Source organism: Bradyrhizobium nitroreducens (genome assembly GCF_002776695.1).
In the GTDB taxonomy this organism is placed as follows: domain Bacteria; phylum Pseudomonadota; class Alphaproteobacteria; order Rhizobiales; family Xanthobacteraceae; genus Bradyrhizobium; species Bradyrhizobium nitroreducens.
Window position 1 is genome coordinate 4877896 of sequence record NZ_LFJC01000003.1, and the last position, 25397, is coordinate 4903292.

A 25397-nucleotide genomic window follows, 5' to 3' on the forward strand; every position below is an offset into this window, starting at 1 on the left:
TTATATTGCGGCTTCATTTGCTTGGCCGCTCCAATCGATATCATTTTGCTTTTTTGGGGCGGCTGGGTCGGTTCGAAAGATGCGCTGCTCGTTCGCCCCTTTGCGGAGGCGCTCCTTTACATTTACGCGTTTATTCTCGCAGTCGAAACGCTCTTTCGCATTGCACACCATCCCGACATTCTCGCGGTCAAGCCATGGCTACGCATTCTGCAGGTCATCGCGGGGGTCATCATACTTTTTTTCATCATCGATTACATGAACGTGCTGCGTCCCATGGTGGAGGCGCATGAATCGGCGGCGGCCGCATACAAGAGACAGCTCGCGGTTGCGAGCGCGTCAGTGCTGGCGTCCATTCTTTCTTTCGTGGCCTGTGAGCGCGGGAGGCGACAACACGGCCTTCCTTATCGACTGGAATCCAACCATTAGAAAAAGATCATATTGAGCTGGATTGGGAGGGCGAATGGACCTGCTAAGGTATCTTGTCCTTGCGATTGTCGCATTCGGCTTTGCTGTGTTCTTGTACGTCGAGTTTCTCACCTCGTCAGAACAACAGAAGAAGTTCAGAAAGCACTTCGATCGATTTGGCCTGTCACGCAGCGGGCGTTATCTGTCGCTCAGGACGTTCGCAGATTGTGAGCAACGACTTTCCGGCGTTTCGCGCGTGGTGGTGATCTCCTCTCAAATTGAAAATCCGACGAGCAGTCTTGCCAGAGCGGTTATAGACAATTTCTCCCAAGGTATCAGATACGAGTTCTTCATCGGGAAAGGCATGGAGGATCAGGATCAGATTGAGAAATACTCAACTTGGTTTAGGTCGCTCTTCAACTCGGTCAGCACCTATTCGGATCAGTCGTTCAAGTTCGAGGATCTGTTCTCCGTCAAGGTTCTGCCTATCGCATGGCGTGGATCGCCCTACGTCTTCCACGTAAGTGACGTGGATAACGAAGAGATCGTCTATGCCTATCGCGGCCAGGACCTGGGTAGCGGAATCTCGCAGTCGTATGAGCGCGTCAGCCTGCAAGAGGCGATGACCATCATTTCATTGTGTGCAGCGAGCTCGAGAGAGTTCAGAGGCGCCATGCCTGGTGAACTTTCGAGCACGAACGTGGTGGCCCTGAATCGACATTGAGGTCTCAGCATGACAAGTCAGACGGCCTTGCCAAGCGATGATTCGTCGAAGCGAAACTTCAAGTTTCTGACGCTTCTGACAGTTCTCAATGTCACCTTCCAGCTGATCTCCGATGTGACGGCCGGCAAGATCATATCCGTGGCAGGTATCGGAGTTTCGATCACGGTCCTGTATTTTCCGGCGACCTACATCATGGGCGATATCCTCACCGAGGTGTACGGATATTCCCGTGCGCGGCAGGTGGTTTGGTTGACGCTGCTCGCATCCGTGATTGCCGGCATCAGCTACCAGGTGGTGGCGATCTTCCCGCCAGCCTCCTTTTTTACGGCGGACGAGGCCTACCGTACGGTTTTCTTCACGGTCCCTCGTATCCTGCTGGGCGGCTGGATAGCTGTCTTTCTCGGCGACATAACGAACGACTTCATTCTCGCGAAATTGAAGGTCTGGTCGAACGGTCGCCATCTTTGGGCGAGGCTCATCGGATCAACGATCGGCGGTCAGTTCGTCAATACAGTGGTCTTCTATCTGATCGGGCTCTATGGGATTCTTCCGGGTAGCCTGCTCATTCAAGGCATGGCGGTTGGATGGTTCATCAAGACGCTGGTTGAGTTTGTGATGTTGCCCATCACGTACGTTGTCGTGCGCAGATTGAAGGCGATCGAAAAGATTGATTATTACGATCGGGATACCAACTTCAATCCGTTCGTCGTTACCTCATCCAAATGAGCGTTCCCGGAACCCGACGGAGCTTCCTCGGCTGAAGCAGGTTGGTTGCGCACTGGAGATGGATTTCGACTGCTGATCTACGAGCCAGATGGACGAACGGCGGCGTCTCCGCGTAGTGTGAGTCTCGCCGCGGCTTCGGGATCGTCTGACCGTGATCTCGCAGATGCAATCGTCCATGCTTTAATGAATCACTGAATGCAGCAACAGTTCAAATCGGCATTGATGGCGCTCGCACTTGTCGCCATTTTGCTGCCGAATCCCGCCCGCGCCGCAGACGCCGCCTTCACGCAATTCATCGCCTCGCTCTGGCCGGAAGCGCAAGAGGCTGGCGTCTCGCGCGCGACGTTCGAGCAACAGACGCGCGGCCTCGAGCCTGACTACAAGCTGCCCGATTTGATCCTGCCCGGACGGCCCGCGACTGGTGCGCCGTCGCAGGCCGAGTTCGTGCAGGTGCCTGCGGACTACGTCAAGGAAGCCTCGATCGCGCGGCTGGCGGGCGAGGGACAGCGGCTGCTGCAGAAATATCGCGCCGCGCTGAGCGAGATCGAAAAGCGGTCCGGCGTGCCGGCAACGGTGATGCTCGCGATCTGGGGCCGCGAGACCGATTACGGCCGCTACACGCTGCCTTACGATCTCGTCCGCGTGCTGGCGACGCAGGCCTATGTCGGGCGGCGCAAGGATCAATACCGCACCGAGTTCATCCTGGCGCTGAAGATCCTCGGCGAGGGCGTGGTGACGCGCAAGGACATGCGCTCTTCCTGGGCGGGCGCGACGGGGCTCACGCAGTTCCTGCCGTCCGAATATTACAAGCATGGCGTCGATTTCGATGGCGATGGCCGCATCGACATCTGGCGCTCGGTGCCGGATGCACTGGCATCAGCCGCGCAGCAGCTCGTCAACAAGGGCTGGCAGAGCGGCGTGCGCTGGGCCTACGAGGTGCAGTCGCCGGCGAAAGTCGATTGCACCGTTGGCGTGCCCGAGGTGACGAAGCCGATCGGCCAGTGGCTGCGCGAAGGCTTTGTGCCGGTGCGTGGCCAGAAGCTCAGCGCCGCCGAGCAGGCGCAGCCGGCTTCGCTGCTGCAGCCGGAGGGCATCTACGGACCGTCGTTCCTGACGACGAAGAACTACTTCGTCATCAAGGAGTATAACTTCTCCGACCTCTACGTGCTGTTCGTCGGCCACCTCGCCGACCGCATGACGAGCCCGCTGCCGTTCGCAACGCCGTGGGCGGCCTCGAAGCAGCTGCGCACCAAGGATGTCGAGACCATGCAACGCGGGCTCACGCGCGTCGGGCTCTACAAGGACAAGATCGACGGCAAGGCCGGTATGCAGACGCGGGCGGCGCTCGGCGCTTACCAGAAGTCGGCCGGCCTCAAGGTCGATTGCTGGCCGAGCGAAGAGGTGCTGCGCTCGATCCAGGCGGCGCGCTAGCGCAGAGGCAAAAGAAAAAGCCCGGCCGAGGGTCTCGGCCGGGCTTCGATCGCGGCGCTTGCGTGCGCCATGCGATCAGATCAGTAGCAGACGCGAACCGGGCGAACGACCCAGCCATAGCCGTCCCAGTAACGCTGGCGCTGCCAGTAGCAGGGCGCGGGCGGCGGGGGCTCGGCAACGTAAACCGGGCCGCCATAGGCCGGACGGCTCGACGCGATCGCGCCGCCGACGATGGCGCCGCCGATCAGGCCGGCCGCGATGCCGGCGCCGACGCCGTCATGGGCCTTCGCGGACGGAGTAGCGGTCACCAGCGAACCGGCGACCGTCGCCACCGTGAGGGCGGCAACTAGAGTCTTCTTCATGCTCAGGGCTCTCCTGGGAGATGGGTTCCTCTTGTTAGAGGCGCCCGGGTTTCAAAGGTTCACGCACACGCTGATGGAATTGGCCGTGCAGCTAGGAAGCGCGCAATTGGTCAACCCACGGTAAACGCACACGGAGCTGTGACGAGAAAAAGCGGTCTTTTTCGGGCCCTAGGATGAACGGCGGGTCCGTAGTGAACCGGTCCAACTCAAACGGTCGCGTTGAACCGGTTCGAGGCGCCTCAGCCACAGACTCTGACGCGGCGGACGCGCCAGCCATAGCCGTCCCAGAAGCGCTGCTTCTGCCAGACGCAGCCGCCGCCGTAATAGTCGTCAGCGACATAGCCGGGAGCCGGCGCGTAGTAGCGCGGCGGGTAATAGCCGGGTTCGTAATAGCCCGGGCCAGGTCCGTAATAATACGGAGAGGCTAGCGCGCCGCCCACGATGGCGCCGCCGATGATTCCGGCCGCTACGCCTGCCGCGACGCCGCGCTGCGCATGAGCCGGCGTTCCGGCCGCAACGGCCAGGGCAGCGACGGCGGTGACCGTCAGGAGCAGTTTCTTCATTGGCTTGACCTTTCGTACAAACACGCGGGAACTCTTTGGGAACAGAGTTCCATACTTCGCTTGAATGATCAATGAACGGCACTTTTGCCGGGCGCGACCAATCGATAGGGACCGTAGCTCAGCCAGGGAGGCGATGATGGGCAACGCCATGATCAATGCATTGATTGCCGCCGGGGTCGTGTCCGCGATCGGTTACGGCTGGATTACCCACCTCCAGAACCGCGGTCGGCGCTCGCGCGCCGGGGCGCGCGGGGACGGCGGAAGCAGCAGCGACACCGGCAGCGGGACGAGTGACGGCTTCTCGCTGGGGAGCTGGTTTTCCAGCGACAGTTCCGGCAGCTCGAGCGACGGTGGCAGTTGTTCCAGCACCGATAGCGGCAGCAGCGGCGGCGATTGCGGAGGCGGCGGCGACGGCGGTGGAGGGGGCGGCGGCGATTAGATCCCCTCAAATCTTGATCCAGCGCAACGCTGAAATTTAGGGCCGTTCTAGGCTGTTTTTGGGCCAGTTTGGAATAGCTTCAAATACCGCTTTTTCCTTTTGCATCCGGGCGGCCCGTTAAATATCGATGATGACGCATCACCGAAGGGCCTGCCGCTTCCATGATCGTTTGTTCCTGTAACGTGCTGAGCGATGACGACATCCGCGCCGCCGTCGCCGAGTCCGACGACGCCGTGCGCCATGCCAAGCAGGTCTACGGATGCCTCGGTTGCAGCGCCGAATGCGGCCGCTGCGCCCGGACGATCAAGACCATCATCGACGAAGCCCTCGGCCCCTGCGCCCAGTCCTGCTGCTCGGGCTGCCCGCACAGCCACACCGTGGCCGCCAATGACGAGGCGGCCGAGCCTGCCCAGTTCGCCCTCGCGGCCTGCTGACATCTTCCGCCTGCCTGGCTGAGCTTTTCCCCCGGCTGCGTCTCGGTAGCCAGTTGCCCTCATTCGTAAACTGACTTAGAAGCGTTCTAAACTCGGTTAGGGCCGATTTGGACTGCAAGAACTGGAGTGAATCATGCAGGGCGACGCAAAAGTTATCGACTATCTCAACAAGGCGCTGCGTCACGAACTGACTGCGATCAACCAGTACTGGCTGCACTACCGCTTCCTCGACAATTGGGGTCTCCTCGACATGGCCAAGGTCTGGCGCAAGGAGTCCATCGAGGAGATGGAGCATGCCGACAAGCTCACCGCGCGCATCCTGTTCCTCGACGGCTTCCCGAACATGCAGGTGCTCGATCCCTTGCGTATCGGCCAGAACGTCAAGGAGATCATCGAGTGCGACCTCGCTGCCGAGATGAGCGCGCGGGCGCTCTACCAGGAAGCGGCGACCTACTGCCACGGCGCCAAGGACTACGTCACGCGTGACCTGTTCGAGAAGCTGATGAGCGACGAGGAGCATCACATCGACTTCCTCGAAACCCAGCTCGACTTGATCGGCCGCATCGGCCTCGAGCTCTACACCCAGAAGCACGTCGGCGGGCTCGAGGGCGAGGGGCACTAAGGCCCGGCTGTCACCGCATACTCCCTGTCATCCCCGCCTAGTGCGCAATTGCGCACGGGCGCGGGGATCCATAGCCCCGGGGAGGAGTATGGCGCGCGGCTGGTAACTCCGAGCCTTCGCCAAACTTCTCCCTGTGGCTATGGATCCCGGATCTTCGCTTCGCTCGTCCGGGACGACAGCGTGATTGACGCGCCGGCTACAGCCCCACCCCCATCTACAACTGTGTCTTGTAGATCTCTTCCACGGTCTCCTGGCTTGCCGGCTCGCCGAGGCCGGTCTGGTCGTGAATGACCGTGACGATGCTCGGCATCACCGAGCGCTGCACCTTTTCCGACGACCATAGCTTCGAGCGCATCAGAGCCTTGCCGCAGTGGAAATAGACTTCGCTGACTGCGAGGTTCAGCACCGCGCGCGGCGGCTTGCCGAATTCCACCATCGCGGCGAGCAGATCAGGATCGGCCGACAGCGTGCCGCGTCCGCCGACGCGCAGCGTCTCGTCGATGCCGGGGACGAAGAACAGCAGCTGCACGAAGCCGGAGCCTTCGACGACGTTGCGAAAACTGTCGATCCGGTTGTTGCCGGAGCGGTCGGGCATCAACAGCTGGTTGGGACCTGTGACGTGGACGAAGCCGATGCCGCCGCCGCGCGGCGAGGCGTCGACGCTGCCGTCCGCACCCGATGTCGCGAGCACGCAGAACGGCGACATTTCGATGAACTTCTTCGCATGCGCGTCGATCGCCGGACGCGCTTTCGCGATCACGCGCGGGCTCGGCTTGGCATAGATGGTGGCGAGGTCTTCGGCGCAAAGATCGGTCAACGGCGTGCCTCCTCATCGGCTCGGCCTCAACCTATCCGATCGGGCTGCCGCCAGCCAATGGAATCGATAAAGACGCGTTACACGGCATCCGCCGGCACGAAGCAGCTGATGATGATGGCCCCGCGATGGTGGACGTACCACACAACGGCCTGGCCGACCGGATTGCCGCGATCGCGGATGATGGCGCGCTCGGGCACCTCCATCCATTGCCCCTCGATCGGCACCCAATAGCTGCCCGCGCGCACGTCGTAGTCGGTGCGATGGCCGTCGGAGATGTCGCAGCAGGGCACGCCGTTCGGCGCGATCACGCTCTTGAACCAGGCGCGGATGTCGGGCGGGACGTGATCATATTGCCCGTTGTCGAACGCGAACGCCGCGCTCGTCAGCGCCGTCATCGCGACCAGCCAAACGCACAGAGCGAGCCTTCGCATGCGATCCTCCGCCGCATTCCGATTCGTATCGTTGATGCGATTAAGCCCGAGCTGTCGGCGCATTGCATGCTCAAATAATATGCGCGCGCGAGATGCGGCGCATGATGCGTTGCGGCATGATCTTCGCTATGGCGTCTCGATCGAGGCGAGCAGCGATTTTGGCGCGACGTTGCGCCAGGCCATATCGAGCGCGCTTCGCAATGTCACCCGATCGACCTTCGCCAGCTTCACATTCGTGCTGCCGTTCTTGCCCCAGGCGCCGGGCACGGGGCGAAACATCGCCGGCTCAGCATCGACGAGCATGGCCTGCTGGTCCGGCGTCAGCTTCACCATACCCCATGTTTCATCGGGATAGCCCATCGTCGCGAACACGCGCTTGCCGACGCGGAAATCGGCATGGCCGTGATGCGCGCCCTCGATAACGCCGGGAAGCGCGAGTGCCGCCTTGCGAAAGCGGGCTTTCGACATGTCGTCTTGCTGCTGATCCTACATCGCTCGCTGCGGCGCGGCTTGCAGCAATTGCCTGACCTGCTCGCTGTAGAACTTTGCATTGCCCGTGGTGCCGTGGCCGCGCGTCTCGGTGCTCGCAGGGATCAAATATAGCCTGCCATTCTTGACCCGCTTCATCGCAGCGTCGGTGATGCCGGTCTCGGGCGGGTTGCGCTCGTCGTCGGCGGAATTGATCAGCAGCAGCGAGGCTTCGATGGCCTCCAGCTTCTCGCCGGCATTGTAGTCGTGCGAGGACTCCCACTGGTAGACGAAGTCGTTGGCGTCGGCCGTGATCGGTGTCGCCAGCCGGTCGTCGACGATCTTGTCGGCCTTGGCCGCGGTCGGCGCCTGCGCCTGATAGGCCAGCGTTCCGCCGATGCTGGCAATGCCGTAGGCAGTGACTGCATATTTCATCATGCGCGGCTGACTGGTGTAGTTGCCGCCGTTGTAGTCGGGATCGTTGCGGATGGTGTCGAGCATGATCCGCCGCATCATCCAGTTGCGCGAGGCCATCTCGGTCGGCTGCGAGGCCATCGGGATCAGCGCGTCCATCGCGGCCGGATATTTCTCGCCCCACAGCCAGGTGTGCATGCCGCCCATCGAATTGCCGATGACGAGCCGCAGATGCTTGATGCCGAGGCCCTCCGTCACCAGGCGATATTGCGCCTCGACCATGTCCTCGTAATCGTATTTCGGGAAGCTCGTCTTCAAGCCGTCGGACGGTTTCGACGATTTGCCGTGGCCGATCCCGTCGGGGAGGATGATGTAATATTTGGACGCATCGAGCGGCTGCCCTGCGCCGAACAATTCGCCGCCGAAGGACGGCCCCAGCATGCTGGCGCCCGAGCCTCCGGTGCCGTGCAGCACCAGCACCGGTTGACCGGTCGGCTCGCCGATCGTGGTGTAGTGCAGCTTCAACTCCGGCATGGTCTCGCCGGTGTGGAACTTGAAATCCCTGGCGATCCAGTCGCCCTGCTTGGGGGCCGGATAGTCGGCGGCCGATACGGGTGTGGAGACGGCCGGCATTGCGATGGACAGCAGGACGGCCGCCAGTGCTGCGCAACAAGCTTTCATGTTCGTTCCCCCCCTGCGGCTCATGTTCGGCGGCCGCGCTGGGAGGGAACTTAGCAGAAGTGCGAAGAAGGATGTAGGATTTTGGTTTCGCCGATCGTCCTTGAGGAAACCGCCGGAGAGAGACCCAGCATGTGCCGCAACATCAAGACGCTGTTCAACTTCGAGCCGCCGGCGACGGAGGATGAGATCCACGCCAGCGCGCTGCAGTTCGTGCGAAAATTGTCCGGCTTCAACAAGCCGTCGCAGGCCAATGAGGCGGCCTTCGATCGTGCCGTCGCGGAAGTGTCGGATGCCGCGCGAAAACTCCTGACCTCGCTGCACACCCATGCGCCCGCGCGCGACCGCGAGATCGAGGCGGAAAGGGCGAAGGAGCGCTCGCGGCTCCGCTTCGGGTAGTGGGCTCCGGCAACTCGTTCCGTGATCCGGCTCACGGTATGGGGCGCCTCATTTTGCAATGATGTCCGCCGGGGTTTTGACAGCCCGGAGCAGGACCATGAGCCGCCCCCTTCTTCCTCTGAAAGCAGGTGCCATCGTCTTCACGCTGCTATGGACCGCGTGGATGATGTGGTGGAGCGGCTCGTTCTCGAGCGCGAACGTCATCATCCTCGCCCTGTGCGGCGCCGCGGTCGGCTATCTCTGGTATCGCGCCATGCGCTGGCAGTTCGAGCGAATGGGCATGCTGCCGGGCAAGGATGATGCTTCCGGCGCGTCTTGACTGGCTCGTGTCCCGGACGCGGTGCGGCGCGAAGTGCCGCTCCGCAGCGCCGGGACCTGGAAATCGGGAGTGGGTCTTCCGGTGTGATTGACCCCGGCTCCGCAGCGCGACATTGCCGCGCTGCGGCCGGAATACCAGCACGGCGCTAATCGTTGCGGTCGTGCTTCTTCTTTTTCTTCTTTTTCTTGTGTTCGTCGCCTTCGCCGTCGTCGCTTTCGTCGTCGAGGACGGCCGCATCGGGCTCCTGCACCGCGGCTGCCAGAGCTTCGCGCTCGGCGGCTTCACGCTCGCGTTGGCGGCGGCGCTCGTCCCAGGCGTCGAAGAGTTGATCGAGCCACGGCAGCACCTGTTCGATCGACGGCAGCTGACCGGGCGGCCCGGCTTCGCCGCGTGGACCTTGCGGTCCCACCGGCCCCTGCGGGCCGGCAGGTCCCTGCGCGCCAGTTGGGCCGCGCGGGCCGGCCTCGCCCTGCTTGCCTTGCGGACCGGCCTTGCCCTGAGGTCCCGCCTTTCCGATCGGCCCCGGCTTGCCCTGCGGGCCAGGCTTGCCGCGCGCGCCGTCGGGGCCGCGCCGGCCCGGATGACCCTGCGGTCCCGGCCGTCCCGGCTCGCCCTGCCGCCCGCGCGGTCCCTGAGGTCCCTGCCGTCGTCCCTGATCGTCTGCCACGCCACTGCTCCCTTGACCGGAAGCAAGCTACTTAGCGGCGTTTGACGACAGCAGCAATTCCACCCGCGCAGCGCGCCAGGCTTGATCAACATCAATCCGCAGCGCGAGGCGCCGTGCCATCGCTCGCGCACCGCCCCACCTCATGCGAGGAGCGACCGATGCGCGCAGCGTGGAAAGTCTTTTGCCTGTTCGCCGCCGTCCTTGTGGCAGCGATCGGCCTCGCTCACCTGCTGGTGCCGCACATCGTGCCGGTCGCATTCGCCGAGGAGCCGCAACCGTCATGGGCTGTCATGACGGCCTTCTTCATCCGTGCGATCGAACTGATCGCCGGCTCGGTCGCAATGATCGCGCTCGCGGTCATCGCCGGCGGACTGATCCGGCGGTGCGTGCTCTCGCGCTAATCCTGATAGGCGGGCACCTCGATGCCCGAGGCGGCATAGAGCTTGATCTTGTTGCGCAGCGTGCGCACGGACAGGCCGAGCACGCGCGAGGCGCGCGTGCGATTGCCGTCGCAGCGCGCGAGCGTCTGCAGCACGAGCTCGCGCTCGACCTCGTCGACGGTGGCGCCGATCAGAAGCGGAACGATCTGGTTGGGGGCAAGAAACTGTGCGCCCGGTTCGGACGCGGCGACATGAACAGTGGTCATCAACACACTCCCCGATCAACGCCCGCCTCCATCGTTGGAAGCGGATCGAGAACAAACGACCCCCAAGCCGTAGATCTACGGTGGGCGGGTTTGGTTAACGAAAGGTTAATTGCGGGGCGCCGCACCAGATGACCTCGGGAAAGCCGCGAAGCCGCCGCGATTGGCGCGAGATGCATCGCGATGCGGCCCTATCTCGCTCGCTCACACCGTCCTGTACCCGCCGTCGACCATCACGATCGTTCCGGTGACGTAAGCCGACAGATCCGAGGCCAGGAAGATCGCGGGTCCGACGATGTCCTCGGGCTTGCCGGTGCGCGCCAGCGGGGTGTGGTCGACGAAAGCCTGCACCAGCGCCGGATTGGTCGCGCGCACATTGGCGTTGATGTTGGTCTCGATGAAGCCCGGCCCGATCGCGTTGACGCGCACGCCCTCCTTGCCGAGCTCGACCGCGAGCGCCTTGGTGAAGCCGAGCACGCCGTGCTTCGAGGTGGTGTAGGCCGCCGAGCTCGGCGTGCGCAGATGCACGAAAGACTGGATCGAGCCGATATTGACGATGCGGCCTTTGCTCGCGCGCAAGGGCGCGAGGAAGGCCTGCGTCACGTTGAAGACGCCGTTGAGGTTGAGCGAGATGATGTCGTTCCAGTCCTTCGCCACCGTCTCGGTGTCCGCCGTGAAGGCGTTGCGGCGGGTGATGCCGGCATTGTTGACGAGGATCGAGACCTGCCCGACCTTGTCTTCGACCTGCTTTGCGAGCGCGAAGCAATCCTCACGCTGGGTCACGTCGAGCGCGAAGCTCTCCGCCTTGCCGCCCGCTTTTCGGATCTCCTCGGCGGCCTCCGCGACGGTGCCGGCGTTGACGTCGAGCAGCACCACTCGCGCGCCCTCGCGGGCATAGCCGGCGGCGATCGCGCGGCCGATGCCGGAACCCGCCCCGGTGACGACGGCGATGTGGTTTGCAAGCAATGCCATGACATTTTCCTCCCGATTTCATTTCGAAGTTTCACGAAACGCTAACTCGAAATTAAGGGGGCGGAAACGGCAGCCTTGGCATACTGATCCTCGTTGCTAAACGTTGCGCGCATGATGGAACGGCTCGACATCCGGCTCGACTCCTGGAAACTCGCCCTCGAACGCCTCCGCTCGGCGCAGTCGGCCGACTTCGCCGAGGCGGGCCGGCTCGTGGCCGAGATCGCGCGGATGAGCACGGATACGATGCTGCGCCAGGCCGCCGAGCAGGCGCTGCCGGTGCTGCGCCAGGCGGTCGACAATCATGATCACGGCGTCACGCTGGCGGCCCAGCGTCGTCTCGCCGTGGTGCTCGAGGTCGTCCACGACCTGACCGCGCCGCGCTTCGGCCGCCGCAACGCCATGCCGAAACAGCTCTCCACCGAGGATCGCGCCCGCAAGCTGCTCGGCCTGCCGCTTTCGGTGCAGCTCACCTGCGAGGACATCAACCAGGCCTATCGCCGCGCGGCCAAGGGCATGCATCCCGACCACGGCGGCAGCGCGCAGGCCTTCATCGACCTCGCCGCCGCGCGCGACGTCCTGATCCATCCCGGCGCGCACAAGGACGCGTGAGGATTTCAGTTCTCGAAAAACGAACGGGCAAGGACGAGACCATCGTCCTTGCCCGTCCTTCGTCCGCCGATCGAGATCCTACCAGGTGCAGTGACCGTTCTTGAGCGCGGCATCCTTCGCCGCGAGGGCGTCGAGGAAGGTCGGCATGCTGGCGCTGGCGCGATGATAGCCGGCCGGCCACGGCGTGGTCGGGATGCTCTCGTCCCAGATCTGGCAGAAGCCGGTGTCCTGCCAGCGGATCAGGTGATAGCTGGCCTCGGCAGGGCTCGCAGCCATGAACGCAGTGACGGCAAGACCGGCGGCAGCGCACAGCAGGGAAATACGACGCATGATCGGCTCCTCGAAATGAATGATGTGATGCGCCTCCCGGCAATGACGGGGAGGGCTGGTGCCGGACGCTATGGGATGCGCGCCGGACAAGATGTGAGTAGTTCCGCGTGCTGATCAGGTTCAAAGCGCGCGGACGCGGCGCAAAAGAAGAGGGCGGACCGCTCGCGCGATCCGCCCTTGGAATCCGGTCTTGTCGCCTCAGGCCTAGAGCGTGCAGCGGCGCTCGGAGCGGAGCTTGATCTGCAGGTCGGAGGCGGCCTGGAAGGTCGGGAGCGGCTTGCTGACGACCTTGTAGGTCGACACCCCGATCTGGAGCGGCTTGTACTTCAGGTCCTCATTCCAGACTTGGCAGATGCCGGTGTTGTCCCAGCGGATCACGTAATAGCCGACCTTGGCCGAGGCCGGCACGGCGAAGACGGAAGAAGCGATGCCGGCAACGGCACAGAGCGCGAGAACGCGACGCATGAAATATCTCCTGATGGGAACGTGAACCTGAAAATTCGTGCGGTAAAAGCAGGTCCTTTGCAAGCAGGTCGGCTGCCGTTCACGGACATGTCAGCTGTTCCCAAGGCATTTGGTTTGGCCGCGTGCCCGACAAGCCACACGCCGGGCGGCTCACCTCGCCAGCGAGGCCACCGCCTCGATCTCGATCAGCATCTTCGGATCGGGCAGGGCCTGCACCACGCAGGTGGTGCGCGCAGGGTAGGGCGGCGGGCCGAAGGCGCCGGCATAGAGCGCATTCATGGCGGCGACGTCGGAGGCGCGGGTCAGGAGCACGTTGACCTTGGCGAGGTCGCGGAAGGTGGCGCCGGCCTCGTCCAGCACCCGCCTGATGTTGACGACGACATTGGCGAACTGCGCCTCGAAACCATCGGGCAGCGCACCCTTGGCATCGAAGCCGGGAATGCCCGAGACGAACAGGAGATCGCCGACGCGCGTGGCAAAGGACAGCGGCGGCGCCTTGAGGTTCGGCGGGGGCGCGAAATGCTGGATCGGCATGGGATCACCTCGAAGACGGTCGCTGACGCCGGAAGCGTAGCGGCAGGCGAGGCGAGCTCCAAACAAAAAACGCGAAAACAACCCCATGCACAGTAGCCATGAGGCTGGAATCGTTCGCGTTTTCAAATTCGAAATCGCCGAAATCACCGAAATCGCGTATTTGCTTCGTCGGGCAAAACAGTGGTGGAATGGTCTCGTGGAGATCGGTCTCCCTCCGGCGCCCCAAACTCCGCCGTCATGCCCGGGCTTGTCCCGGGCATCCACGTTCTTGCGCCGCGAGGAAGACGTGGATGGCCGGGTCGAGCCCGGCCATGACGCTGTGGAGGCACGGCGAGCCTAAACGCCCGCTTCGTTCGAGACTGCCGTGCCTGGCAGGAAAGCGGCTCACCGCGTTGCGTCTGCCTGATCCCATCATGTTGCCGCCCCGATCGATCAGGTACATTCGCCGCGTCTGATTCGTTTCTTCCCCACAAAAAACAGCCCCCGGAGACTCCCATGAAGCTCGCTTCCACCTTTCGCGCCGCGCTGGTCGCCATCGCCGCGCTGGCCGGACTCTCGACCGCGGCGCAGGCCGACAGCGGCACCGTGACGCTGACGATCTACAAGGCGGGCTGGATCATCGGCGGCTCCGGCGGCTCGGGCGTGCTGAACTTCCGCGGCCGCACTTACGCGCTCTCGACCGGTGGGCTCGACTACGGCCTCGTCTTCGGGGGATCCAAGACCGTGCTGCGCGGCCGCGTCAGCAACATCAACCGTCCCTCCGACGTCGCCGGGGTCTACGGTGCCGCCGGTGCCGGCCTTGCCGTGGGCGCCGGCGCCCGCGCCATCGTGCTGACCAACCAGAAGGGCGCGGTGCTGGAGCTGTCGGGCACGCAGGTCGGGTTGATGGCCAACGCGGATCTCAGCGGTCTTGCCATCACGATGCGGTAGCGGAGGTGCCGTAGGGTGGGTTAGACCCGCGGATGCGCGTAGCGCAATCCGCTGGGCGTAACCCACCTCTTTCCGGGCTGACAGAACTGGTGGGTGACGCCAAGGGACTGCGCTTCGCGCAGCCCAGGGCTAACCCACCTACGAATTACGCACGCGATGCCGCGGTGAACACTGCAAGCTGCGCCTCGAATGCGCGCCGAAACGCCGGCCGCGCCTCGCCGCGGGCGACAGAGGCGGCGATCCCAAGATATTCGCCGAGCCTGATGCGTCCGCTGTGGCAGAGGCGGCGGGTTACGCCGCGCGACGCGCTTCGCGCTGCCGCGCAGCTAAACACCCTGCGAACCGCCAGCGCCGTTGCAGACTGTCGATTGCCAAATAAGATAGCCTCAAACCCGTTCGTGAGGAGATCGATATGGCCATCAACACAGACAAGATCGACGACGCCGCGCTGGCGTTGCTTTATCTCACCCTGCACGACGGGTATCGGGCCTGGAAAGGTTTTGATTGGGACGTGCTCGGCCGCCTGCATGACAAAGGGATGATTCACGATCCCGTCGGCAAGGTGAAGTCGGTGGTGTTCACGCAAGAGGGGCTCGAACGTGCGAAGACACTGTTCGAGGAATTGTTCGAGGAGTGAGGCGTCGCCAGTTTGCAGGGTGGGTTACCCGTTTACGCACTCAGTCCGTCACCACGGCACGCTGCAAGGCGTAACCCACCACCTTCGCATTCGAGGCGGCAGAAGCGGTGGGTTAGCCGCGCAACTGCGCTTCGCGCCGCCGCGCAGCTAACCCACCCTACGCCGCGATCCACGCCGCCAGCTCCCGCCACGGCTCGATTGTCCAGTGTCCGGACGCAGCACCGGACGGCGAGGGCAGCACGAAGATTTCCGGCAAGGTCGCATCGCGCGGCTGCCGCCCGAGCGCGATCGCAGCCGACGGCCGGCCGTAGAACAAGCTCGCCGCCTTCTTGCTCGTGAACGCAATCGTCCGCGGCCGATACTTTTCGATCTTCGCCCTGAACCCGGGCACGTCGATCGTCCCCGCCGCGATCTGGTGATCCATCCCCGCGCCCGATTTGGAGAGATCGGTGAAGCCGATCCCGAGCTCGATCAGCGCCGCGAACTCGCTCGGCTGATAGCGTCGCGGCGTGATCCCGGCCTCATAGATCGCGCGCCAGAAGCGGTTGCCGGGATGGGCGTAGTAGTGCCCGAGTTCGGCCGAGCGCGTGCTGGCGGCGGTGCCGACGAAGACGAGGCGGAGGTTGGGGCGGAGCTGGTCGGGGAGGCGGTCCGCTTGATGCAAATCAACCCCTCTGAAGATTGGCTAAAGGTCAACCACTACGCAGAACGTTGCCTCGGATATTAGGTTAGACTTGGGTCTACGTTTTTGCGGTTATTTCAAATATTCCGCGTTCGACTTCATCGAAGAACACTTGACATTCGTCTATTGCATCGAGAAGCAGCTTCTTTGCCTGATTAAACTGGATGGTAATTCGCGGAATGTTGACCACTGCGGTTCGGAATCCGGCGATCGAAGTTCGATTCTCAATAACGGTATTCAACATCAATTCTGCAACACTTAAAAAGTTGGCGAGCTCGCTCCTGTATTTTTCCGATTCCTGGCTCTCCTTTTGCAGGCCAGCGAGCGCGACAATAGAGCTTGCAAATAAACTGAAACTCGCGCGCGCGGCCTTGGCTTCTTGATCAAGAGCAATCGCCTTTGATTTCAAAAAGTCAGCAAAATGATTTATGAAAGCCCTCTTTTCGGCGGACGAGGCATTGGAGATTAGCTGACTTTCAATTGTGGCAACTTGTTTATTTGTCTCAGAGGCAATTTCTTGCATCAATTCGGTAATTCGAGTGAGGGATTTTCCAGTCGAGTCGATCGCTTTCTCTGCCTCTTCAGCTCGATCTAAAATCCCAAAATCTTCAACAGGGATCGCGCTTTCAGTTGCAGCAGGTGCGTCCTTTACAGAAACGTCGAAGTCCTTAGGCTGCCCATGTGGAGTAAAATCTATCTCGTTGGATTTCAAATACTCCTGAATTGGTCTTTGAATGTTTACGCGAACCTCCCTCTGAAGCTCATCGTCATTCTTGAAAAGTCTGTATAGGACTCCCCTTGGCTCCAGTTGTTTTCTAAACTCGGTAAGTTTACTGAATTCGTCTATGGAGATGCTGGAGACGCTATCGATTCGATCCCTGAAATAGACCTGTACACGGTATCGTCCCATCGGGTTATTTGTGTTCGCGATGGCATGCTCAATCTCTTCGACAGTTCCGGAGCGATGCTTTTCTGTCGGTGTTCCAAGCCGTGTGGCAAGAAGAGCGATTAAGATGTCATATTCGCGCAGGATCTGCTGGCTAACGACCTCCTGAACCTCAGATCCGATTCCTGGCGTTGCGTATTCTTCCCATCCTACCCCTCTGAGAGATATCCCTTGAGATTCAAGAGTTCTGTTGAGTTCGTGAATAACGTCGAATACCGCTCGCCGAGTGTCGTATAGCTCAGCAGGGGATGCGACCACGATGCGAAATTCTAAAACTTTGCGGGGCATGACGTAATCCGAGCGATTGGAATATTATCTCGATAGCTCACCGCGGTGGGGCGAATGGATTGATTTGCTGCAATATTAGCGCAAATGCGAAAGTGCTTGCAAAGAAACCGGGCTGTGCCCGGTTTCCAATCGTTCCGTAACGGAGTGGATGCTGCCCTCACAACACCCGATTACTCTCCTTCACCTTCTCCGCATCCAGATAAACGCTGCTTCCCATCTCCTTGAACTTCGCGCTCATCTGCTTCATGCCGTCCTCGGCGGTGCCGCTCATCGACATCCCCACCGCCGCCGGATCGTTCAACGTCGCCGCGTAATCCCGCACGTCCTGCGTGATCTTCATCGAGCAGAACTTCGGGCCGCACATCGAGCAGAAATGCGCGACCTTGTGGGCTTCCTTCGGCAGGGTCTCGTCGTGGAAGTTTTTCGCCGTATCCGGGTCGAGGCCGAGGTTGAACTGGTCGCTCCAGCGGAAGTCGAAACGGGCGCGGGAGAGGGCGTCGTCGCGCAGTTGCGCGGCGGGGTGGCCCTTGGCGAGATCGGCGGCGTGGGCGGCGATCTTGTAGGTGATGACGCCGGTCTTGACGTCGTTGCGGTCGGGCAGGCCCAGATGCTCCTTCGGCGTGACGTAGCAGAGCATGGCGCAGCCGAACCAGCCGATCATGGCGGCGCCGATGCCCGAGGTGATGTGGTCATAGCCCGGTGCGATGTCGGTGGTCAGGGGTCCGAGCGTGTAGAACGGCGCCTCGCCGCATTCCTTGAGCTGCTTGTCCATGTTGATCTTGATCTTGTGCATCGGCACGTGGCCGGGGCCTTCGATCATGACCTGGCAGCCCTTGTCCCACGCAATCTTGGTGAGTTCGCCGAGCGTTTCGAGTTCGGCGAACTGCGCACGGTCGTTGGCATCGGCGATCGAGCCCGGACGCAGACCGTCGCCGAGCGAGAACGAGACGTCATACTTGCGCATGAGGTCGCAGATCTCGTCGAAATGCGTATAGAGGAAGCTTTCCTTGTGATGCGCCAGGCACCACTTCGCCATGATCGAGCCGCCGCGGCTGACGATGCCGGTGACGCGGCTGGCGGTGAGGTGGATGTATTGCAGGCGCACGCCGGCGTGGATGGTGAAATAGTCGACGCCCTGCTCGCACTGCTCGATCAGCGTGTCCTTGTAGAGCTCCCAGGTCAGCTTGACGGGATCGCCGTTGCACTTCTCCAGCGCCTGGTAAATGGGAACGGTGCCGATCGGCACCGGCGAGTTGCGCAGGATCCACTCACGGGTGGTGTGGATGTTGCGGCCCGTGGAGAGGTCCATCACGGTGTCGGCGCCCCAGCGGATCGCCCACACCATCTTCTCGACCTCTTCCTCGACCGACGACGTCACGGCGGAGTTGCCGATATTGGCGTTGATCTTGGTCAGGAAGTTGCGGCCGATGATCATCGGCTCGAGCTCGGAATGGTTGATGTTGCAGGGGATGATGGCGCGGCCGCGCGCGATCTCGGAGCGGACGAACTCCGGCGTGATGAAGGCGGGCACCGCGGCGCCGAAGCTTTCGCCATCGGCGAGGGCGGCTTCCGCGCGCTCCAGCTGCTCTTTGCGGCCGAGGTTTTCGCGGGCGGCGACGTAGATCATCTCCTTGGTGATGATGCCGGCGCGGGCGAATTCGAGCTGGGTGATCTTGTGGCCATCGAGGCCGCGCAGCGGCCTGTGATAGGCCGAGAAGGCGCGCGCGGCCTTGTCGGTGGAGACGCTGCCATTGTCCTCCGGCTTGACCTGGCGGCCGTCATATTCCTCGACGCCGCCGCGCTCCAGCACCCAGGTTTTGCGGTTGCGGGCAAGGCCGGCGTTGACGTCGATGGTGACGGATGGATCGGTGTAGGGGCCGGAAGTATCGTAGACCGGCAGGTTCGGCTCGCCCGCGCCTTCGGACAGGATGATCTCGCGCAAGGGCACGCGCAGATCGGGCGCGGCGTCGGGGGTCGCGAAGATCTTTCGCGAGGAGGGCAGCGGGCCGGTGGTGACGGCGGGGACGGTTTTTTCGGGATTGGAGCGGATGTTCATGGGGAATCCTCCGGTGAGTATGATTATCGCGTCGTCGCGTGCTGTTCGTCATCCTGAGGTGCGAGCGCTTGCGCGCCTCGAAGGATGGAGCCGGGCCGTCGCCCTTCGAGGGCCGCTGAAGAAGCGGCCACCTCAGGGTGACGGGATGAAGAAAGGGGGAGGTGCATCATCACGCCGCCTCCTTCAGGCCGAGCCATTGCCGCACCCTCGCATCGGGGTCGGCGTTCTGGGTGACGTCGGACACCACCGCGATCGAATCCGCGCCGGCGGCAAAGATCTCCGCGGCGTGCTCGAACTTGATGCCGCCGATCGCGACCAGCGGGATGGCGCCGATGCGCTTCTTCCATTCGGTGATCTTCGCAATGCCCTGCGGCTCGAAGCGCATCGATTTGAGCGTGGTGAAGAAGATCGGGCCGAGCGCGACGTAGTCGGGCTTTGCGGCGAGCGCAGTTTCGAGCTCGGCGTCGTCATGGGTGGAGATGCCGAGCGAGAGGCCGGCTTCGCGGATGGCGCCGAGATCGGCCTCGGCGAGATCCTCCTGGCCGAGATGCAGATATTTTGCCCCTGCGACGATCGCGGCGCGCCAATAGTCGTTCACGACCAGCTTGGCCTGGGTGTCCTTGGTGATCGCCAGCGCGTCGCTGACGATCTGCAGCGCGTCGGCGTCGTTCAGCTCTTTGGCGCGCAGCTGGATGGTGCCGGCGCCGAGCTTGGCGAGCCGCTCGACCCATTTGAGGCTGTCGACGACGGGATAGAAGCGATCAGGATACGGCATGCCAGAACGGGGTCCCAACGACAGGGGTGGAGGGGGAGGCGAAGTCGCGGGCGTTCATCAGCCCGGCCTCGAAGGCGGTGCGTCCGGCCTCGATGCCAAGGCGGAAGGCTTTGGCCATCGCGACCGGGTCGGCGGCTTTTGCGATCGCGGTGTTGAGCAGCACGGCGTCATAGCCGAGCTCGAGCGCCTGCGCCGCGTGGCTGGGTGCCCCGAGGCCGGCGTCGACCACCAGCGTGATGTCGGGCAGGCGGTCGCGCAGCAGCTTCAGCGCATCGCGATTGGTGATGCCCTTTGCGCTGCCGATCGGAGCTGCCCACGGCATCACCACCTTGCAGCCGGCATCGACCAGGCGGTTGGCGACCGAGAGATCCTCGGTGCAGTAGGGGAACACTTCGAAGCCGTCCTTGATCAGGATGGTGGCGGCTTCGACCAGGCCGACGACGTCGGGCTGCAGCGTGTCGTTGTCGGCGATGACCTCGAGCTTGATCCAGCTCGTGCCGAACAATTCGCGGGCGAGCTTGGCGGTGGTCACCGCCTCGCGCACGGTGCGGCAGCCGGCGGTGTTCGGCAGCACGGTGACGTCGAGCTCGCGGATCAGCTTCCAGAATGCATCGCCAGTCTTGCCGCCGGCGGATTCGCGGCGCAGCGACACCGTGACGATGTTGGAACCGGAGGCGCGGATCGCGGACTGCATGATCGCAGGCGAAGGATAGAGCGCGCTGCCGATGAGGAGGCGCGAGGCGAAGGTCTTGCCGTAGAAGGTCACCATGATGAAGGTGTCTCCGCATTGGCTCCCTCTCCCCGCTTGCGGGGAGAGGGTTGGGGTGAGGGGGGCTCTCCGCGGAGGAGGTGAGAGTTGGACTCGTGGAGAGCCCCCCTCACCCGGAATTTGCTTTGCAAATTCCGGCCTCTCCCCGCAGGCGGGGAGAGGCGAAGGAAGGCGACCGCGTCGTTCATCTCCCTCACCCTCCCTGCCGCGGCGTGATGATCTCGATCTCGTCGCCGGCCTTCAGGCTCGTCTCGGCCCAGCGGCTTTTCGGCACGACGTCGTAGTTCAGCGCGATCGCGAAATGGGTGCCCTCGTAGTCGAGCTCGGCGAGCAGCGCATCGACGCTGGCCGCGTTCACCTCGCGCTGCTCGCCGTTGACGATCAGGCGCATTGCATCACCTCGTTGTCGATCTGGCCGCGCTCGACATAGGCGAGCGTCAGCTCGGCGAGCGCGGGTGCGATCAGGAAGCCGTGGCGGTAGAGGCCGTTGACGGTGATCCGGCGGCCGCGGATGCCGATGCGGGGCAGGTTGTCGGGAAAAGCGGGCCGCAGCCCCGAGCCGAACTCGACGATGCGGGCTTCGCCGAACGCCGGATGCACCGTATAGGCCGCACCCAACAGCTCCAGCGCGGAGCGGACGCTGACGCCGGTGTCCTCGGCCTCGATCGAGGTCGCGCCCAGCATGAACAGATTGTCCTCGCGCGGGATCACATAGAGCGGCCAGCGCGGATGCATCAGCCGCACCGGGCGGGCCAGCTGCACCTCGGCGGTCTCGATCAGGATCATCTCGCCCTTGACGCCCCGCAGCTCCGGCTGCTCGTCGCGGGCGGACAGGCCGCGGCAGTCGATCACGATGGCATCAGGATCCTTTGCGAGATCCCCCGCCGCGACGTCGCTGCAGAACTTGATGGTGCCGCCGGCGGCGCGGATGCGCTCGTGCAGCTTGGGCAGCACGCGGCGCGGCTCGACATGGCCCTCGGCCGGGAAGAACAGCGCGTCGCGGAAGCGGCCCTCCAGCGACGGCTCGAGCTCGGCAAGGCTAGCTGCGTCGAGCCGGCGGTGGTCCTCGGTCATGCGCGCAAAGCGCTCGAAGTCGTTGCGCTCGCGCGGATGGGCGACGACGAGCGAGCCGTTGAACGGCGTATCCGGCAGCTCGCGCCGCCAGACTTCGAGCGAGCGCAGCCCCAGGCGGCTGATGATGGGTTCGGCGACCTCGGCCTCGCAATAGGGCGCGAGCATGCCGCCGGCCCAATGGCTGGTGGCGTCCGTCATCGCCTCGTCACCGCGCTCGTGCAAGGTCACGGCATGGCCGGCCTGCGCGAACAGCAGGGCCTGCCAGGCGCCCGCAATGCCTGCGCCGATGATGGATACCGGTGAATCCGGTCGCTTGGTCGTTTGCAACATCCCTGTCCCTTCGCCGGCATGACCCGGATCAGGTTCAAAGGGTCACCGCGGTCCTGGCAAGCCGGTTGATCGGCATTGCCCATTTAGCGGTATCTCAGCTCCTCCTCGGAGCACCCCTCGGAACGGGTCTAATGTAGGACAGCGGGACGGGGTGGTCAACGCGGTAGGTCGGGAACCTCACCGCTCGTGCCCCGGACGCAGCGCATCACGCAGTGGTGCGCTGCTGAGCCGGGGCCCATGCTGATGTAGAATGCTGGGTCCCGGCTCTGCGCAGCAGCGTTGCACGCTGCAGCGCGTCCGGGACACGCGAGGTTACTGCGAGGCCTGCGCCCGCGCGTTGCGGACGCGCTGGGCCAGCTTTTTATGCGGCGCATTGCCGAACATCGGCTGCGGATTGCCGTTCGGCTCGAGCCAGGCCTGCGCGTTCGGCTCAAAGCTGGCCTGCTGTACCATCTCCTGCCGCTGGCGCTTGGCGGCGTAGTAATAGCCGCCGGCGAAATAACGCACGGCTTTGGCGTGGTCGCCGTTGGCGGCGCGATAGGCGCCGGCGAGGTATTTCACGGCATAAGTGAGGTTGGTGTTGGGATCGCGCAGGCCCGCGGCATCGCCGGTATAGCCGACGCCGCGCGCGGTCGCGAGCTTGATCTGCATCAGCCCGATGGTGCCGCCGCGGCCGACGAGGTGCGGCTGATAGCGGCTCTCGCGCATGATCACGCGATGCACCAGCGCTTCCGGCACGCCGTTGGCGCGGGCATGGGCCGCCACCATTTCCGCATACTCGGCCTCGCCCGCGAACGCGGCCTGCGGCAATGTCAGTCCGGCCGCGAGCAGCGCGGCAATGCGTAAAATCTTCATGAGATATCCAGACGTCCCTGAATGGCTGCTTGAACCGCCTGCGCCGGTTGCCGTTAGGCCTGCCGAACGCGGCGATGATGTGACCAAACGCTGCCGTTAACGATTTTGCAGCGCAGAGCCGTCGTTACGACTCAATCCCGGCGCAAGAGTTCCCTCAGGCGACAACTCGCGACAGCACGCCTGTCTATTCGCGCGGAGGTGCGAAAGCGAGTAAGAAGCGCCTGCGAATCGGGAGAGGTGCCATGACAAAAACAACCATGGTCAAAGCCCATAGCGGCGACATCCCCAGGCAAAACCCCTGCGCCCAATGCGGCACGCCGATCGCGCAGCCCGACTGGATCGAGCCGGGCGAAGGGCGCGTCTCCTATCTCTGGACCTGCCACGCCTGCAACTATCGCTTCGAGGCGGTGGCGATCTTCGATAAGGCCGCCGTCGAGCACCCGCCGCTCGCGGCGTAAGGGGTGGTTTAAGCCGCCAGCCGCGGCTGCTGCCAGAGCGGCAATTGCATCCGCACGATCAGGCCATGGGGGCTGCGGTCATGCAGCGACAGCTCGCCGCCATGGGCGAGCGCGATCGCGCGCGCGATCGACAGGCCGAGCCCGAAGCCGGTGGACTCGTCCATGGTGCGCGCATCGTCGCCGCGTACGAACGGCTCCAGCATCTCCTGCTTGCGCGCATCCGAAATGCCGGGGCCGTCGTCCTCGACGTCGATGACGAGTGTCGTGCCGGAGACGTCGAGGCGGATCGTCACCTCGGCGCCGAAGCGCACCGCGTTCTCGACCAGGTTGGTGACGCCGCGATGCAGATCGTCGGGCCGCGCGGCGGCGGTCGCGGACGCCGGTCCGTCATAGTGCACGACATGGCCCATGTCGCCGAACTGATCGGCGACGAGCTGGAGTGTGCTGGCGATGTCGACCAGCGTGACGGCCTCGACCTTGCGGTCGTTGCGCAGCAGCGACAGCACGCTTTCCAGCATCGTGCGCATCTGGTCGAGGTCCATCAGCATGCGCTTGCGGTTGCCCTCGTCCTCGATGAACTCGGCGCGCAGGCGCAGCCGCGTGATCGGCGTGCGCAGATCGTGGCTGATCGCGGCCAGCATCCGCGTGCGGTCCGACATCAGCCGCGCGATCCGCTCATGCATGCGGTTCAGCGCGCGCGCCACCGAGCGGATCTCTTCCGGGCCGCGCTCGGGCAGCGGCTCGGAGCCGCCGTCCAGGCTGAAATTTTCGGCGGCCTTGGCGAAGGACGACAGCGGAGCAGCCAGCGCGCGCGCCGCCCACAGGCCGAGCACGGTGACGCAGATGAAGGCGGTCATCAGCGCCATCAGCCAGGGTGCGCCCCAGAGCCACGGCCGCGGCCCGCCATCGACATGTCCTGATATCATGGTGCCGTCGGGCAACTCGACGCCGACGCGGGATTCGCTGCCGGCTGGGGCGAGCTGGACCGCCTTGTAGCCGCGCCCGAGATGGCGGCGCATCGCGCGCAGGTGCTGATTGTCGCTCTCCGCGACGCTCGCGGTGCCGGGCGCGAGCATTTCGATGCCGAGCTTGGGGAAGGCGCGCGCGAGGTCGGCAACGAGGCGCGGACGCTCGCCGGCGTCAGCCGAACCGAGCAGCAGCGCGGCATCGGTCAATTGGTGCGCGCCGTCCGGCGGCGTGTCGAGGCGGTCCGGCCGGCTGATCAGGAAGGCGGTGGTGACGACGAGATGGAGCGCGACGGTCGAAGCCAGCACCAGCGCGGCGATCTGCCCGCCGATCCCCTTGAGGTGAAAGAACCCGAACGGCTTCATCGTCGGCGTCCCCTTCAATTGCTCAGGGGCGCCGCTACTGCTTCCGTGCCTGCCGTCTGGGTGCCTGCGGCTTGCAGCCCTGCAACCTGCGTCCGCGGCGTGAACAGATAGCCGCCGGAGCGAACCGTCTTGATGAGGGTTGGATCGGCCGGATTGGGCTCGATCTTGCGGCGGATGCGGCTGACCAGCACGTCGATGGAGCGTTCGAACGATCCGGTGTTGCGCCCCTGCGTGAGGTCGAGCAGGCTGTCGCGCGACAGCACGCGGCCGGGGCGTTCGCAGAACGTGCGGAGCAGATCGAATTCGGCGCTGGTCACCGCGACGCGCGCGCCCTCGGGATTGCGCAGCTCGCGCAGCCGCAGGTCGATGTGCCAGCCCTCGAAGGTGAGTGCGGAGGCGCCTTCGATCGAGCTTGCCGCTTGCGCCGCGGCCTGCCGGCGCAGCACCGCGTTGATGCGGGCGAGCAGCTCGCGCGGGTTGAAGGGTTTTGACAGATAATCGTCCGCGCCCATCTCGAGGCCGACGATGCGATCGACGTCCTCGCCGCGCGCGGTCAGCATGATGATCGGCGTCTGCGCCTCGGCGCGCACCTTGCGGCAGAGGCTGAGGCCGTCCTCGCCGGGCAGCATGACGTCGAGAATGATGAGGTCGATGCGATGATCGGCCATGGCGCGCGACATCTCGCGTCCGTCGCTCACGGCGGTGACGTTGCAGGCATTGTTGCGCAGGTACTTCGCAATCAACGTCCGGGTTTCGCGGTCGTCCTCGACGACCAGGATGTTGGGATTGGGAATGGCCATGCGCTTTGTTTGTC

General features: G+C 63.7%; 36 protein-coding genes, 1 pseudogene and 1 riboswitch. Of the genes and pseudogenes, 14 read left to right on the top strand and 23 right to left on the bottom strand.

What is annotated here, in order from left to right:
• The first annotated feature begins 21 nt into the window (after positions 1-21).
• The 4 genes from TSA1_RS23520 (at position 22) to TSA1_RS23535 (ending at position 3286) form a co-directional block, all read left to right on the top strand.
• Complete coding sequence (locus TSA1_RS23520) at positions 22-426, top strand: hypothetical protein (protein ID WP_100178408.1); 405 nt, start codon at positions 22-24, stop codon at positions 424-426.
• Positions 427-460: 34 nt separating this feature from the next.
• Complete coding sequence (locus tag TSA1_RS23525; protein WP_100178409.1) at positions 461-1129, top strand: hypothetical protein; 669 nt, start codon at positions 461-463, stop codon at positions 1127-1129.
• Between the two features lie 9 nt (positions 1130-1138).
• A complete protein-coding gene (locus TSA1_RS23530) occupies positions 1139-1855 on the top strand; it encodes a queuosine precursor transporter (protein ID WP_100178410.1) in 717 nt (238 codons plus the stop codon).
• Between the two features lie 195 nt (positions 1856-2050).
• On the top strand, positions 2051-3286 hold the full coding sequence (locus TSA1_RS23535; RefSeq protein WP_430649772.1) for a lytic murein transglycosylase: 1236 nt from the start codon (positions 2051-2053) through the stop codon (positions 3284-3286).
• Positions 3287-3366: 80 nt separating this feature from the next.
• Here the strand turns inward: TSA1_RS23535 and TSA1_RS23540 are convergent, their stop codons facing one another.
• Together TSA1_RS23540 and TSA1_RS23545 are read right to left on the bottom strand one after the other, a co-directional pair.
• A complete protein-coding gene (locus TSA1_RS23540) occupies positions 3367-3648 on the bottom strand; it encodes a hypothetical protein (protein ID WP_063201912.1) in 282 nt (93 codons plus the stop codon).
• A gap of 239 nt (positions 3649-3887) precedes the next feature.
• Positions 3888-4211, bottom strand: a complete 324-nt coding sequence (locus tag TSA1_RS23545) for a hypothetical protein (RefSeq protein ID WP_100178411.1) — start codon at positions 4209-4211, stop codon at positions 3888-3890.
• Between the two features lie 133 nt (positions 4212-4344).
• Here TSA1_RS23545 and TSA1_RS23550 point away from each other — a divergent pair, with 133 nt between their 5' ends.
• The 3 genes from TSA1_RS23550 (at position 4345) to bfr (ending at position 5706) form a co-directional block, all read left to right on the top strand.
• Positions 4345-4650, top strand: coding sequence for a hypothetical protein (locus tag TSA1_RS23550; RefSeq protein WP_100178412.1), 306 nt, complete (start codon positions 4345-4347; stop codon positions 4648-4650).
• A gap of 161 nt (positions 4651-4811) precedes the next feature.
• On the top strand, positions 4812-5084 hold the full coding sequence (locus TSA1_RS23555) for a (2Fe-2S)-binding protein (protein WP_100178413.1): 273 nt from the start codon (positions 4812-4814) through the stop codon (positions 5082-5084).
• A 133-nt stretch (positions 5085-5217) separates the two neighbouring features.
• On the top strand, positions 5218-5706 hold the full coding sequence (bfr, locus tag TSA1_RS23560; protein ID WP_024339472.1) for a bacterioferritin: 489 nt from the start codon (positions 5218-5220) through the stop codon (positions 5704-5706).
• Between the two features lie 214 nt (positions 5707-5920).
• Here the strand turns inward: bfr and TSA1_RS23565 are convergent, their stop codons facing one another.
• From TSA1_RS23565 to TSA1_RS23580, 4 genes are all read right to left on the bottom strand, one after another.
• The gene (locus tag TSA1_RS23565) at positions 5921-6523 is read right to left on the bottom strand and encodes an MSMEG_1061 family FMN-dependent PPOX-type flavoprotein (RefSeq protein ID WP_100178414.1); all 603 of its coding nucleotides are present in this window, start codon (positions 6521-6523) and stop codon (positions 5921-5923) included.
• Positions 6524-6600: 77 nt separating this feature from the next.
• Positions 6601-6954, bottom strand: a complete 354-nt coding sequence (locus TSA1_RS23570) for a hypothetical protein (protein ID WP_100181303.1) — start codon at positions 6952-6954, stop codon at positions 6601-6603.
• A gap of 126 nt (positions 6955-7080) precedes the next feature.
• On the bottom strand, positions 7081-7422 hold the full coding sequence (locus TSA1_RS23575; RefSeq protein ID WP_100178415.1) for an MmcQ/YjbR family DNA-binding protein: 342 nt from the start codon (positions 7420-7422) through the stop codon (positions 7081-7083).
• Positions 7423-7440: 18 nt separating this feature from the next.
• Positions 7441-8517, bottom strand: a complete 1077-nt coding sequence (locus TSA1_RS23580) for an alpha/beta fold hydrolase (protein ID WP_100178416.1) — start codon at positions 8515-8517, stop codon at positions 7441-7443.
• A gap of 129 nt (positions 8518-8646) precedes the next feature.
• Here TSA1_RS23580 and TSA1_RS23585 point away from each other — a divergent pair, with 129 nt between their 5' ends.
• Together TSA1_RS23585 and TSA1_RS23590 are read left to right on the top strand one after the other, a co-directional pair.
• The gene (locus tag TSA1_RS23585) at positions 8647-8913 is read left to right on the top strand and encodes a DUF2277 domain-containing protein (RefSeq protein WP_100178417.1); all 267 of its coding nucleotides are present in this window, start codon (positions 8647-8649) and stop codon (positions 8911-8913) included.
• A 97-nt stretch (positions 8914-9010) separates the two neighbouring features.
• Positions 9011-9232 carry a hypothetical protein gene (locus TSA1_RS23590; RefSeq protein ID WP_100181304.1) on the top strand — a complete coding sequence of 74 codons (222 nt, stop codon included), beginning with the start codon at positions 9011-9013 and terminating at the stop codon, positions 9230-9232.
• Between the two features lie 145 nt (positions 9233-9377).
• On the opposite strand, the gene TSA1_RS23595 is transcribed toward TSA1_RS23590, so the two are convergent.
• A complete protein-coding gene (locus TSA1_RS23595; RefSeq protein ID WP_100178418.1) occupies positions 9378-9899 on the bottom strand; it encodes a collagen-like domain-containing protein in 522 nt (173 codons plus the stop codon).
• Positions 9900-10057: 158 nt separating this feature from the next.
• On the opposite strand from TSA1_RS23595, the gene TSA1_RS23600 reads away from it, so the two are divergent.
• Positions 10058-10300: a hypothetical protein gene (locus TSA1_RS23600; protein WP_100178419.1), complete on the top strand. Its 243-nt coding sequence runs from the start codon at positions 10058-10060 to the stop codon at positions 10298-10300.
• Here TSA1_RS23600 and TSA1_RS23605 read toward each other — a convergent pair.
• Together TSA1_RS23605 and TSA1_RS23610 are read right to left on the bottom strand one after the other, a co-directional pair.
• Positions 10297-10545 carry a helix-turn-helix domain-containing protein gene (locus TSA1_RS23605; RefSeq protein ID WP_028138133.1) on the bottom strand — a complete coding sequence of 83 codons (249 nt, stop codon included), beginning with the start codon at positions 10543-10545 and terminating at the stop codon, positions 10297-10299. The genes TSA1_RS23600 and TSA1_RS23605 overlap by 4 nt on opposite strands.
• 201 nt (positions 10546-10746) lie before the next feature.
• On the bottom strand, positions 10747-11514 hold the full coding sequence (locus tag TSA1_RS23610) for an SDR family NAD(P)-dependent oxidoreductase (RefSeq protein WP_100178420.1): 768 nt from the start codon (positions 11512-11514) through the stop codon (positions 10747-10749).
• Positions 11515-11625: 111 nt separating this feature from the next.
• Between TSA1_RS23610 and TSA1_RS23615 the strand changes: the two genes are divergently transcribed.
• A complete protein-coding gene (locus TSA1_RS23615) occupies positions 11626-12123 on the top strand; it encodes a molecular chaperone DnaJ (protein WP_100178421.1) in 498 nt (165 codons plus the stop codon).
• 78 nt (positions 12124-12201) lie between these two features.
• Here the strand turns inward: TSA1_RS23615 and TSA1_RS23620 are convergent, their stop codons facing one another.
• The 3 genes from TSA1_RS23620 to TSA1_RS23630 form a co-directional block, all read right to left on the bottom strand.
• Complete coding sequence (locus TSA1_RS23620; RefSeq protein WP_100178422.1) at positions 12202-12453, bottom strand: hypothetical protein; 252 nt, start codon at positions 12451-12453, stop codon at positions 12202-12204.
• 204 nt (positions 12454-12657) lie between these two features.
• Entirely contained in the window at positions 12658-12918 is a 261-nt protein-coding gene (locus TSA1_RS39835; RefSeq protein ID WP_174719042.1) for a hypothetical protein, read from the bottom strand.
• Positions 12919-13068: 150 nt separating this feature from the next.
• Positions 13069-13452: a RidA family protein gene (locus TSA1_RS23630; protein WP_100178423.1), complete on the bottom strand. Its 384-nt coding sequence runs from the start codon at positions 13450-13452 to the stop codon at positions 13069-13071.
• A 495-nt stretch (positions 13453-13947) separates the two neighbouring features.
• On the opposite strand from TSA1_RS23630, the gene TSA1_RS23640 reads away from it, so the two are divergent.
• Positions 13948-14382 carry a hypothetical protein gene (locus TSA1_RS23640; protein ID WP_100178425.1) on the top strand — a complete coding sequence of 145 codons (435 nt, stop codon included), beginning with the start codon at positions 13948-13950 and terminating at the stop codon, positions 14380-14382.
• A gap of 145 nt (positions 14383-14527) precedes the next feature.
• On the opposite strand, the pseudogene TSA1_RS40710 reads toward TSA1_RS23640, so the two are convergent.
• Positions 14528-14677, bottom strand: a pseudogene (locus TSA1_RS40710) (glutathione S-transferase family protein); the annotation flags it as partial.
• A gap of 117 nt (positions 14678-14794) precedes the next feature.
• On the opposite strand from TSA1_RS40710, the gene TSA1_RS23650 reads away from it, so the two are divergent.
• On the top strand, positions 14795-15019 hold the full coding sequence (locus tag TSA1_RS23650) for a DUF6429 family protein (protein ID WP_100178426.1): 225 nt from the start codon (positions 14795-14797) through the stop codon (positions 15017-15019).
• 157 nt (positions 15020-15176) lie between these two features.
• On the opposite strand, the gene TSA1_RS23655 is transcribed toward TSA1_RS23650, so the two are convergent.
• The 8 genes from TSA1_RS23655 to TSA1_RS23690 form a co-directional block, all read right to left on the bottom strand.
• Complete coding sequence (locus tag TSA1_RS23655; RefSeq protein WP_100178427.1) at positions 15177-15683, bottom strand: mismatch-specific DNA-glycosylase; 507 nt, start codon at positions 15681-15683, stop codon at positions 15177-15179.
• Between the two features lie 76 nt (positions 15684-15759).
• Positions 15760-16935: a DUF4062 domain-containing protein gene (locus TSA1_RS23660; protein ID WP_145984362.1), complete on the bottom strand. Its 1176-nt coding sequence runs from the start codon at positions 16933-16935 to the stop codon at positions 15760-15762.
• Between the two features lie 157 nt (positions 16936-17092).
• Positions 17093-18991, bottom strand: coding sequence for a phosphomethylpyrimidine synthase ThiC (thiC, locus tag TSA1_RS23665; RefSeq protein WP_100178429.1), 1899 nt, complete (start codon positions 18989-18991; stop codon positions 17093-17095).
• 169 nt (positions 18992-19160) lie between these two features.
• Positions 19161-19766 (bottom strand): thiamine phosphate synthase, encoded by a 606-nt coding sequence (locus TSA1_RS23670; RefSeq protein ID WP_100178430.1) that lies wholly within the window; start codon positions 19764-19766, stop codon positions 19161-19163.
• Positions 19753-20535 carry a thiazole synthase gene (locus TSA1_RS23675; RefSeq protein ID WP_100178431.1) on the bottom strand — a complete coding sequence of 261 codons (783 nt, stop codon included), beginning with the start codon at positions 20533-20535 and terminating at the stop codon, positions 19753-19755. The genes TSA1_RS23670 and TSA1_RS23675 overlap by 14 nt, the downstream gene beginning before the upstream one ends.
• A gap of 193 nt (positions 20536-20728) precedes the next feature.
• On the bottom strand, positions 20729-20926 hold the full coding sequence (gene thiS, locus TSA1_RS23680; protein ID WP_100178432.1) for a sulfur carrier protein ThiS: 198 nt from the start codon (positions 20924-20926) through the stop codon (positions 20729-20731).
• Complete coding sequence (locus TSA1_RS23685; RefSeq protein ID WP_100178433.1) at positions 20917-21939, bottom strand: FAD-dependent oxidoreductase; 1023 nt, start codon at positions 21937-21939, stop codon at positions 20917-20919. Before TSA1_RS23685 ends, thiS begins: the two co-directional genes overlap by 10 nt.
• Positions 21927-22067: riboswitch (TPP riboswitch) on the bottom strand. (Overlaps the previous gene by 13 nt.)
• 184 nt (positions 22068-22251) lie before the next feature.
• Positions 22252-22794 (bottom strand): lytic transglycosylase domain-containing protein, encoded by a 543-nt coding sequence (locus TSA1_RS23690; protein ID WP_100178434.1) that lies wholly within the window; start codon positions 22792-22794, stop codon positions 22252-22254.
• 242 nt (positions 22795-23036) lie between these two features.
• Here TSA1_RS23690 and TSA1_RS23695 point away from each other — a divergent pair, with 242 nt between their 5' ends.
• Positions 23037-23252: a hypothetical protein gene (locus tag TSA1_RS23695; protein WP_100178435.1), complete on the top strand. Its 216-nt coding sequence runs from the start codon at positions 23037-23039 to the stop codon at positions 23250-23252.
• Positions 23253-23260: 8 nt separating this feature from the next.
• Here the strand turns inward: TSA1_RS23695 and TSA1_RS23700 are convergent, their stop codons facing one another.
• Positions 23261-24583, bottom strand: coding sequence for an ATP-binding protein (locus TSA1_RS23700; RefSeq protein WP_100178436.1), 1323 nt, complete (start codon positions 24581-24583; stop codon positions 23261-23263).
• Between the two features lie 14 nt (positions 24584-24597).
• Positions 24598-25383, bottom strand: coding sequence for a response regulator (locus TSA1_RS23705; protein WP_100178437.1), 786 nt, complete (start codon positions 25381-25383; stop codon positions 24598-24600).
• Positions 25384-25397: the final 14 nt, after the last annotated feature.

Coding starts and splice junctions, on each gene's coding strand:
- TSA1_RS23580 (WP_100178416.1), bottom strand. CDS start 8,517: ATGAAAGCTTGTTGCGCAGCACTGGCGGCCGTCCTGCTGTCCATCGCA.
- thiC (WP_100178429.1), bottom strand. CDS start 18,991: ATGAACATCCGCTCCAATCCCGAAAAAACCGTCCCCGCCGTCACCACC.
- TSA1_RS23690 (WP_100178434.1), bottom strand. CDS start 22,794: ATGAAGATTTTACGCATTGCCGCGCTGCTCGCGGCCGGACTGACATTG.
- thiS (WP_100178432.1), bottom strand. CDS start 20,926: ATGCGCCTGATCGTCAACGGCGAGCAGCGCGAGGTGAACGCGGCCAGC.
- bfr (WP_024339472.1), top strand. CDS start 5,218: ATGCAGGGCGACGCAAAAGTTATCGACTATCTCAACAAGGCGCTGCGT.
- TSA1_RS23600 (WP_100178419.1), top strand. CDS start 10,058: ATGCGCGCAGCGTGGAAAGTCTTTTGCCTGTTCGCCGCCGTCCTTGTG.
- TSA1_RS23525 (WP_100178409.1), top strand. CDS start 461: ATGGACCTGCTAAGGTATCTTGTCCTTGCGATTGTCGCATTCGGCTTT.
- TSA1_RS23620 (WP_100178422.1), bottom strand. CDS start 12,453: ATGCGTCGTATTTCCCTGCTGTGCGCTGCCGCCGGTCTTGCCGTCACT.
- TSA1_RS23545 (WP_100178411.1), bottom strand. CDS start 4,211: ATGAAGAAACTGCTCCTGACGGTCACCGCCGTCGCTGCCCTGGCCGTT.
- TSA1_RS23535 (WP_430649772.1), top strand. CDS start 2,051: ATGCAGCAACAGTTCAAATCGGCATTGATGGCGCTCGCACTTGTCGCC.
- TSA1_RS23630 (WP_100178423.1), bottom strand. CDS start 13,452: ATGCCGATCCAGCATTTCGCGCCCCCGCCGAACCTCAAGGCGCCGCCG.
- TSA1_RS23670 (WP_100178430.1), bottom strand. CDS start 19,766: ATGCCGTATCCTGATCGCTTCTATCCCGTCGTCGACAGCCTCAAATGG.
- TSA1_RS23590 (WP_100181304.1), top strand. CDS start 9,011: ATGAGCCGCCCCCTTCTTCCTCTGAAAGCAGGTGCCATCGTCTTCACG.
- TSA1_RS23555 (WP_100178413.1), top strand. CDS start 4,812: ATGATCGTTTGTTCCTGTAACGTGCTGAGCGATGACGACATCCGCGCC.
- TSA1_RS23550 (WP_100178412.1), top strand. CDS start 4,345: ATGATGGGCAACGCCATGATCAATGCATTGATTGCCGCCGGGGTCGTG.
- TSA1_RS23585 (WP_100178417.1), top strand. CDS start 8,647: ATGTGCCGCAACATCAAGACGCTGTTCAACTTCGAGCCGCCGGCGACG.
- TSA1_RS23575 (WP_100178415.1), bottom strand. CDS start 7,422: ATGTCGAAAGCCCGCTTTCGCAAGGCGGCACTCGCGCTTCCCGGCGTT.
- TSA1_RS23705 (WP_100178437.1), bottom strand. CDS start 25,383: ATGGCCATTCCCAATCCCAACATCCTGGTCGTCGAGGACGACCGCGAA.
- TSA1_RS23695 (WP_100178435.1), top strand. CDS start 23,037: ATGACAAAAACAACCATGGTCAAAGCCCATAGCGGCGACATCCCCAGG.
- TSA1_RS23530 (WP_100178410.1), top strand. CDS start 1,139: ATGACAAGTCAGACGGCCTTGCCAAGCGATGATTCGTCGAAGCGAAAC.
- TSA1_RS23570 (WP_100181303.1), bottom strand. CDS start 6,954: ATGCGAAGGCTCGCTCTGTGCGTTTGGCTGGTCGCGATGACGGCGCTG.
- TSA1_RS23685 (WP_100178433.1), bottom strand. CDS start 21,939: ATGTTGCAAACGACCAAGCGACCGGATTCACCGGTATCCATCATCGGC.
- TSA1_RS23675 (WP_100178431.1), bottom strand. CDS start 20,535: ATGGTGACCTTCTACGGCAAGACCTTCGCCTCGCGCCTCCTCATCGGC.
- TSA1_RS23650 (WP_100178426.1), top strand. CDS start 14,795: ATGGCCATCAACACAGACAAGATCGACGACGCCGCGCTGGCGTTGCTT.
- TSA1_RS23540 (WP_063201912.1), bottom strand. CDS start 3,648: ATGAAGAAGACTCTAGTTGCCGCCCTCACGGTGGCGACGGTCGCCGGT.
- TSA1_RS23605 (WP_028138133.1), bottom strand. CDS start 10,545: ATGACCACTGTTCATGTCGCCGCGTCCGAACCGGGCGCACAGTTTCTT.
- TSA1_RS23640 (WP_100178425.1), top strand. CDS start 13,948: ATGAAGCTCGCTTCCACCTTTCGCGCCGCGCTGGTCGCCATCGCCGCG.
- TSA1_RS23660 (WP_145984362.1), bottom strand. CDS start 16,935: ATGCCCCGCAAAGTTTTAGAATTTCGCATCGTGGTCGCATCCCCTGCT.
- TSA1_RS23700 (WP_100178436.1), bottom strand. CDS start 24,583: ATGAAGCCGTTCGGGTTCTTTCACCTCAAGGGGATCGGCGGGCAGATC.
- TSA1_RS23615 (WP_100178421.1), top strand. CDS start 11,626: ATGATGGAACGGCTCGACATCCGGCTCGACTCCTGGAAACTCGCCCTC.
- TSA1_RS23610 (WP_100178420.1), bottom strand. CDS start 11,514: ATGGCATTGCTTGCAAACCACATCGCCGTCGTCACCGGGGCGGGTTCC.
- TSA1_RS39835 (WP_174719042.1), bottom strand. CDS start 12,918: ATGCGTCGCGTTCTCGCGCTCTGTGCCGTTGCCGGCATCGCTTCTTCC.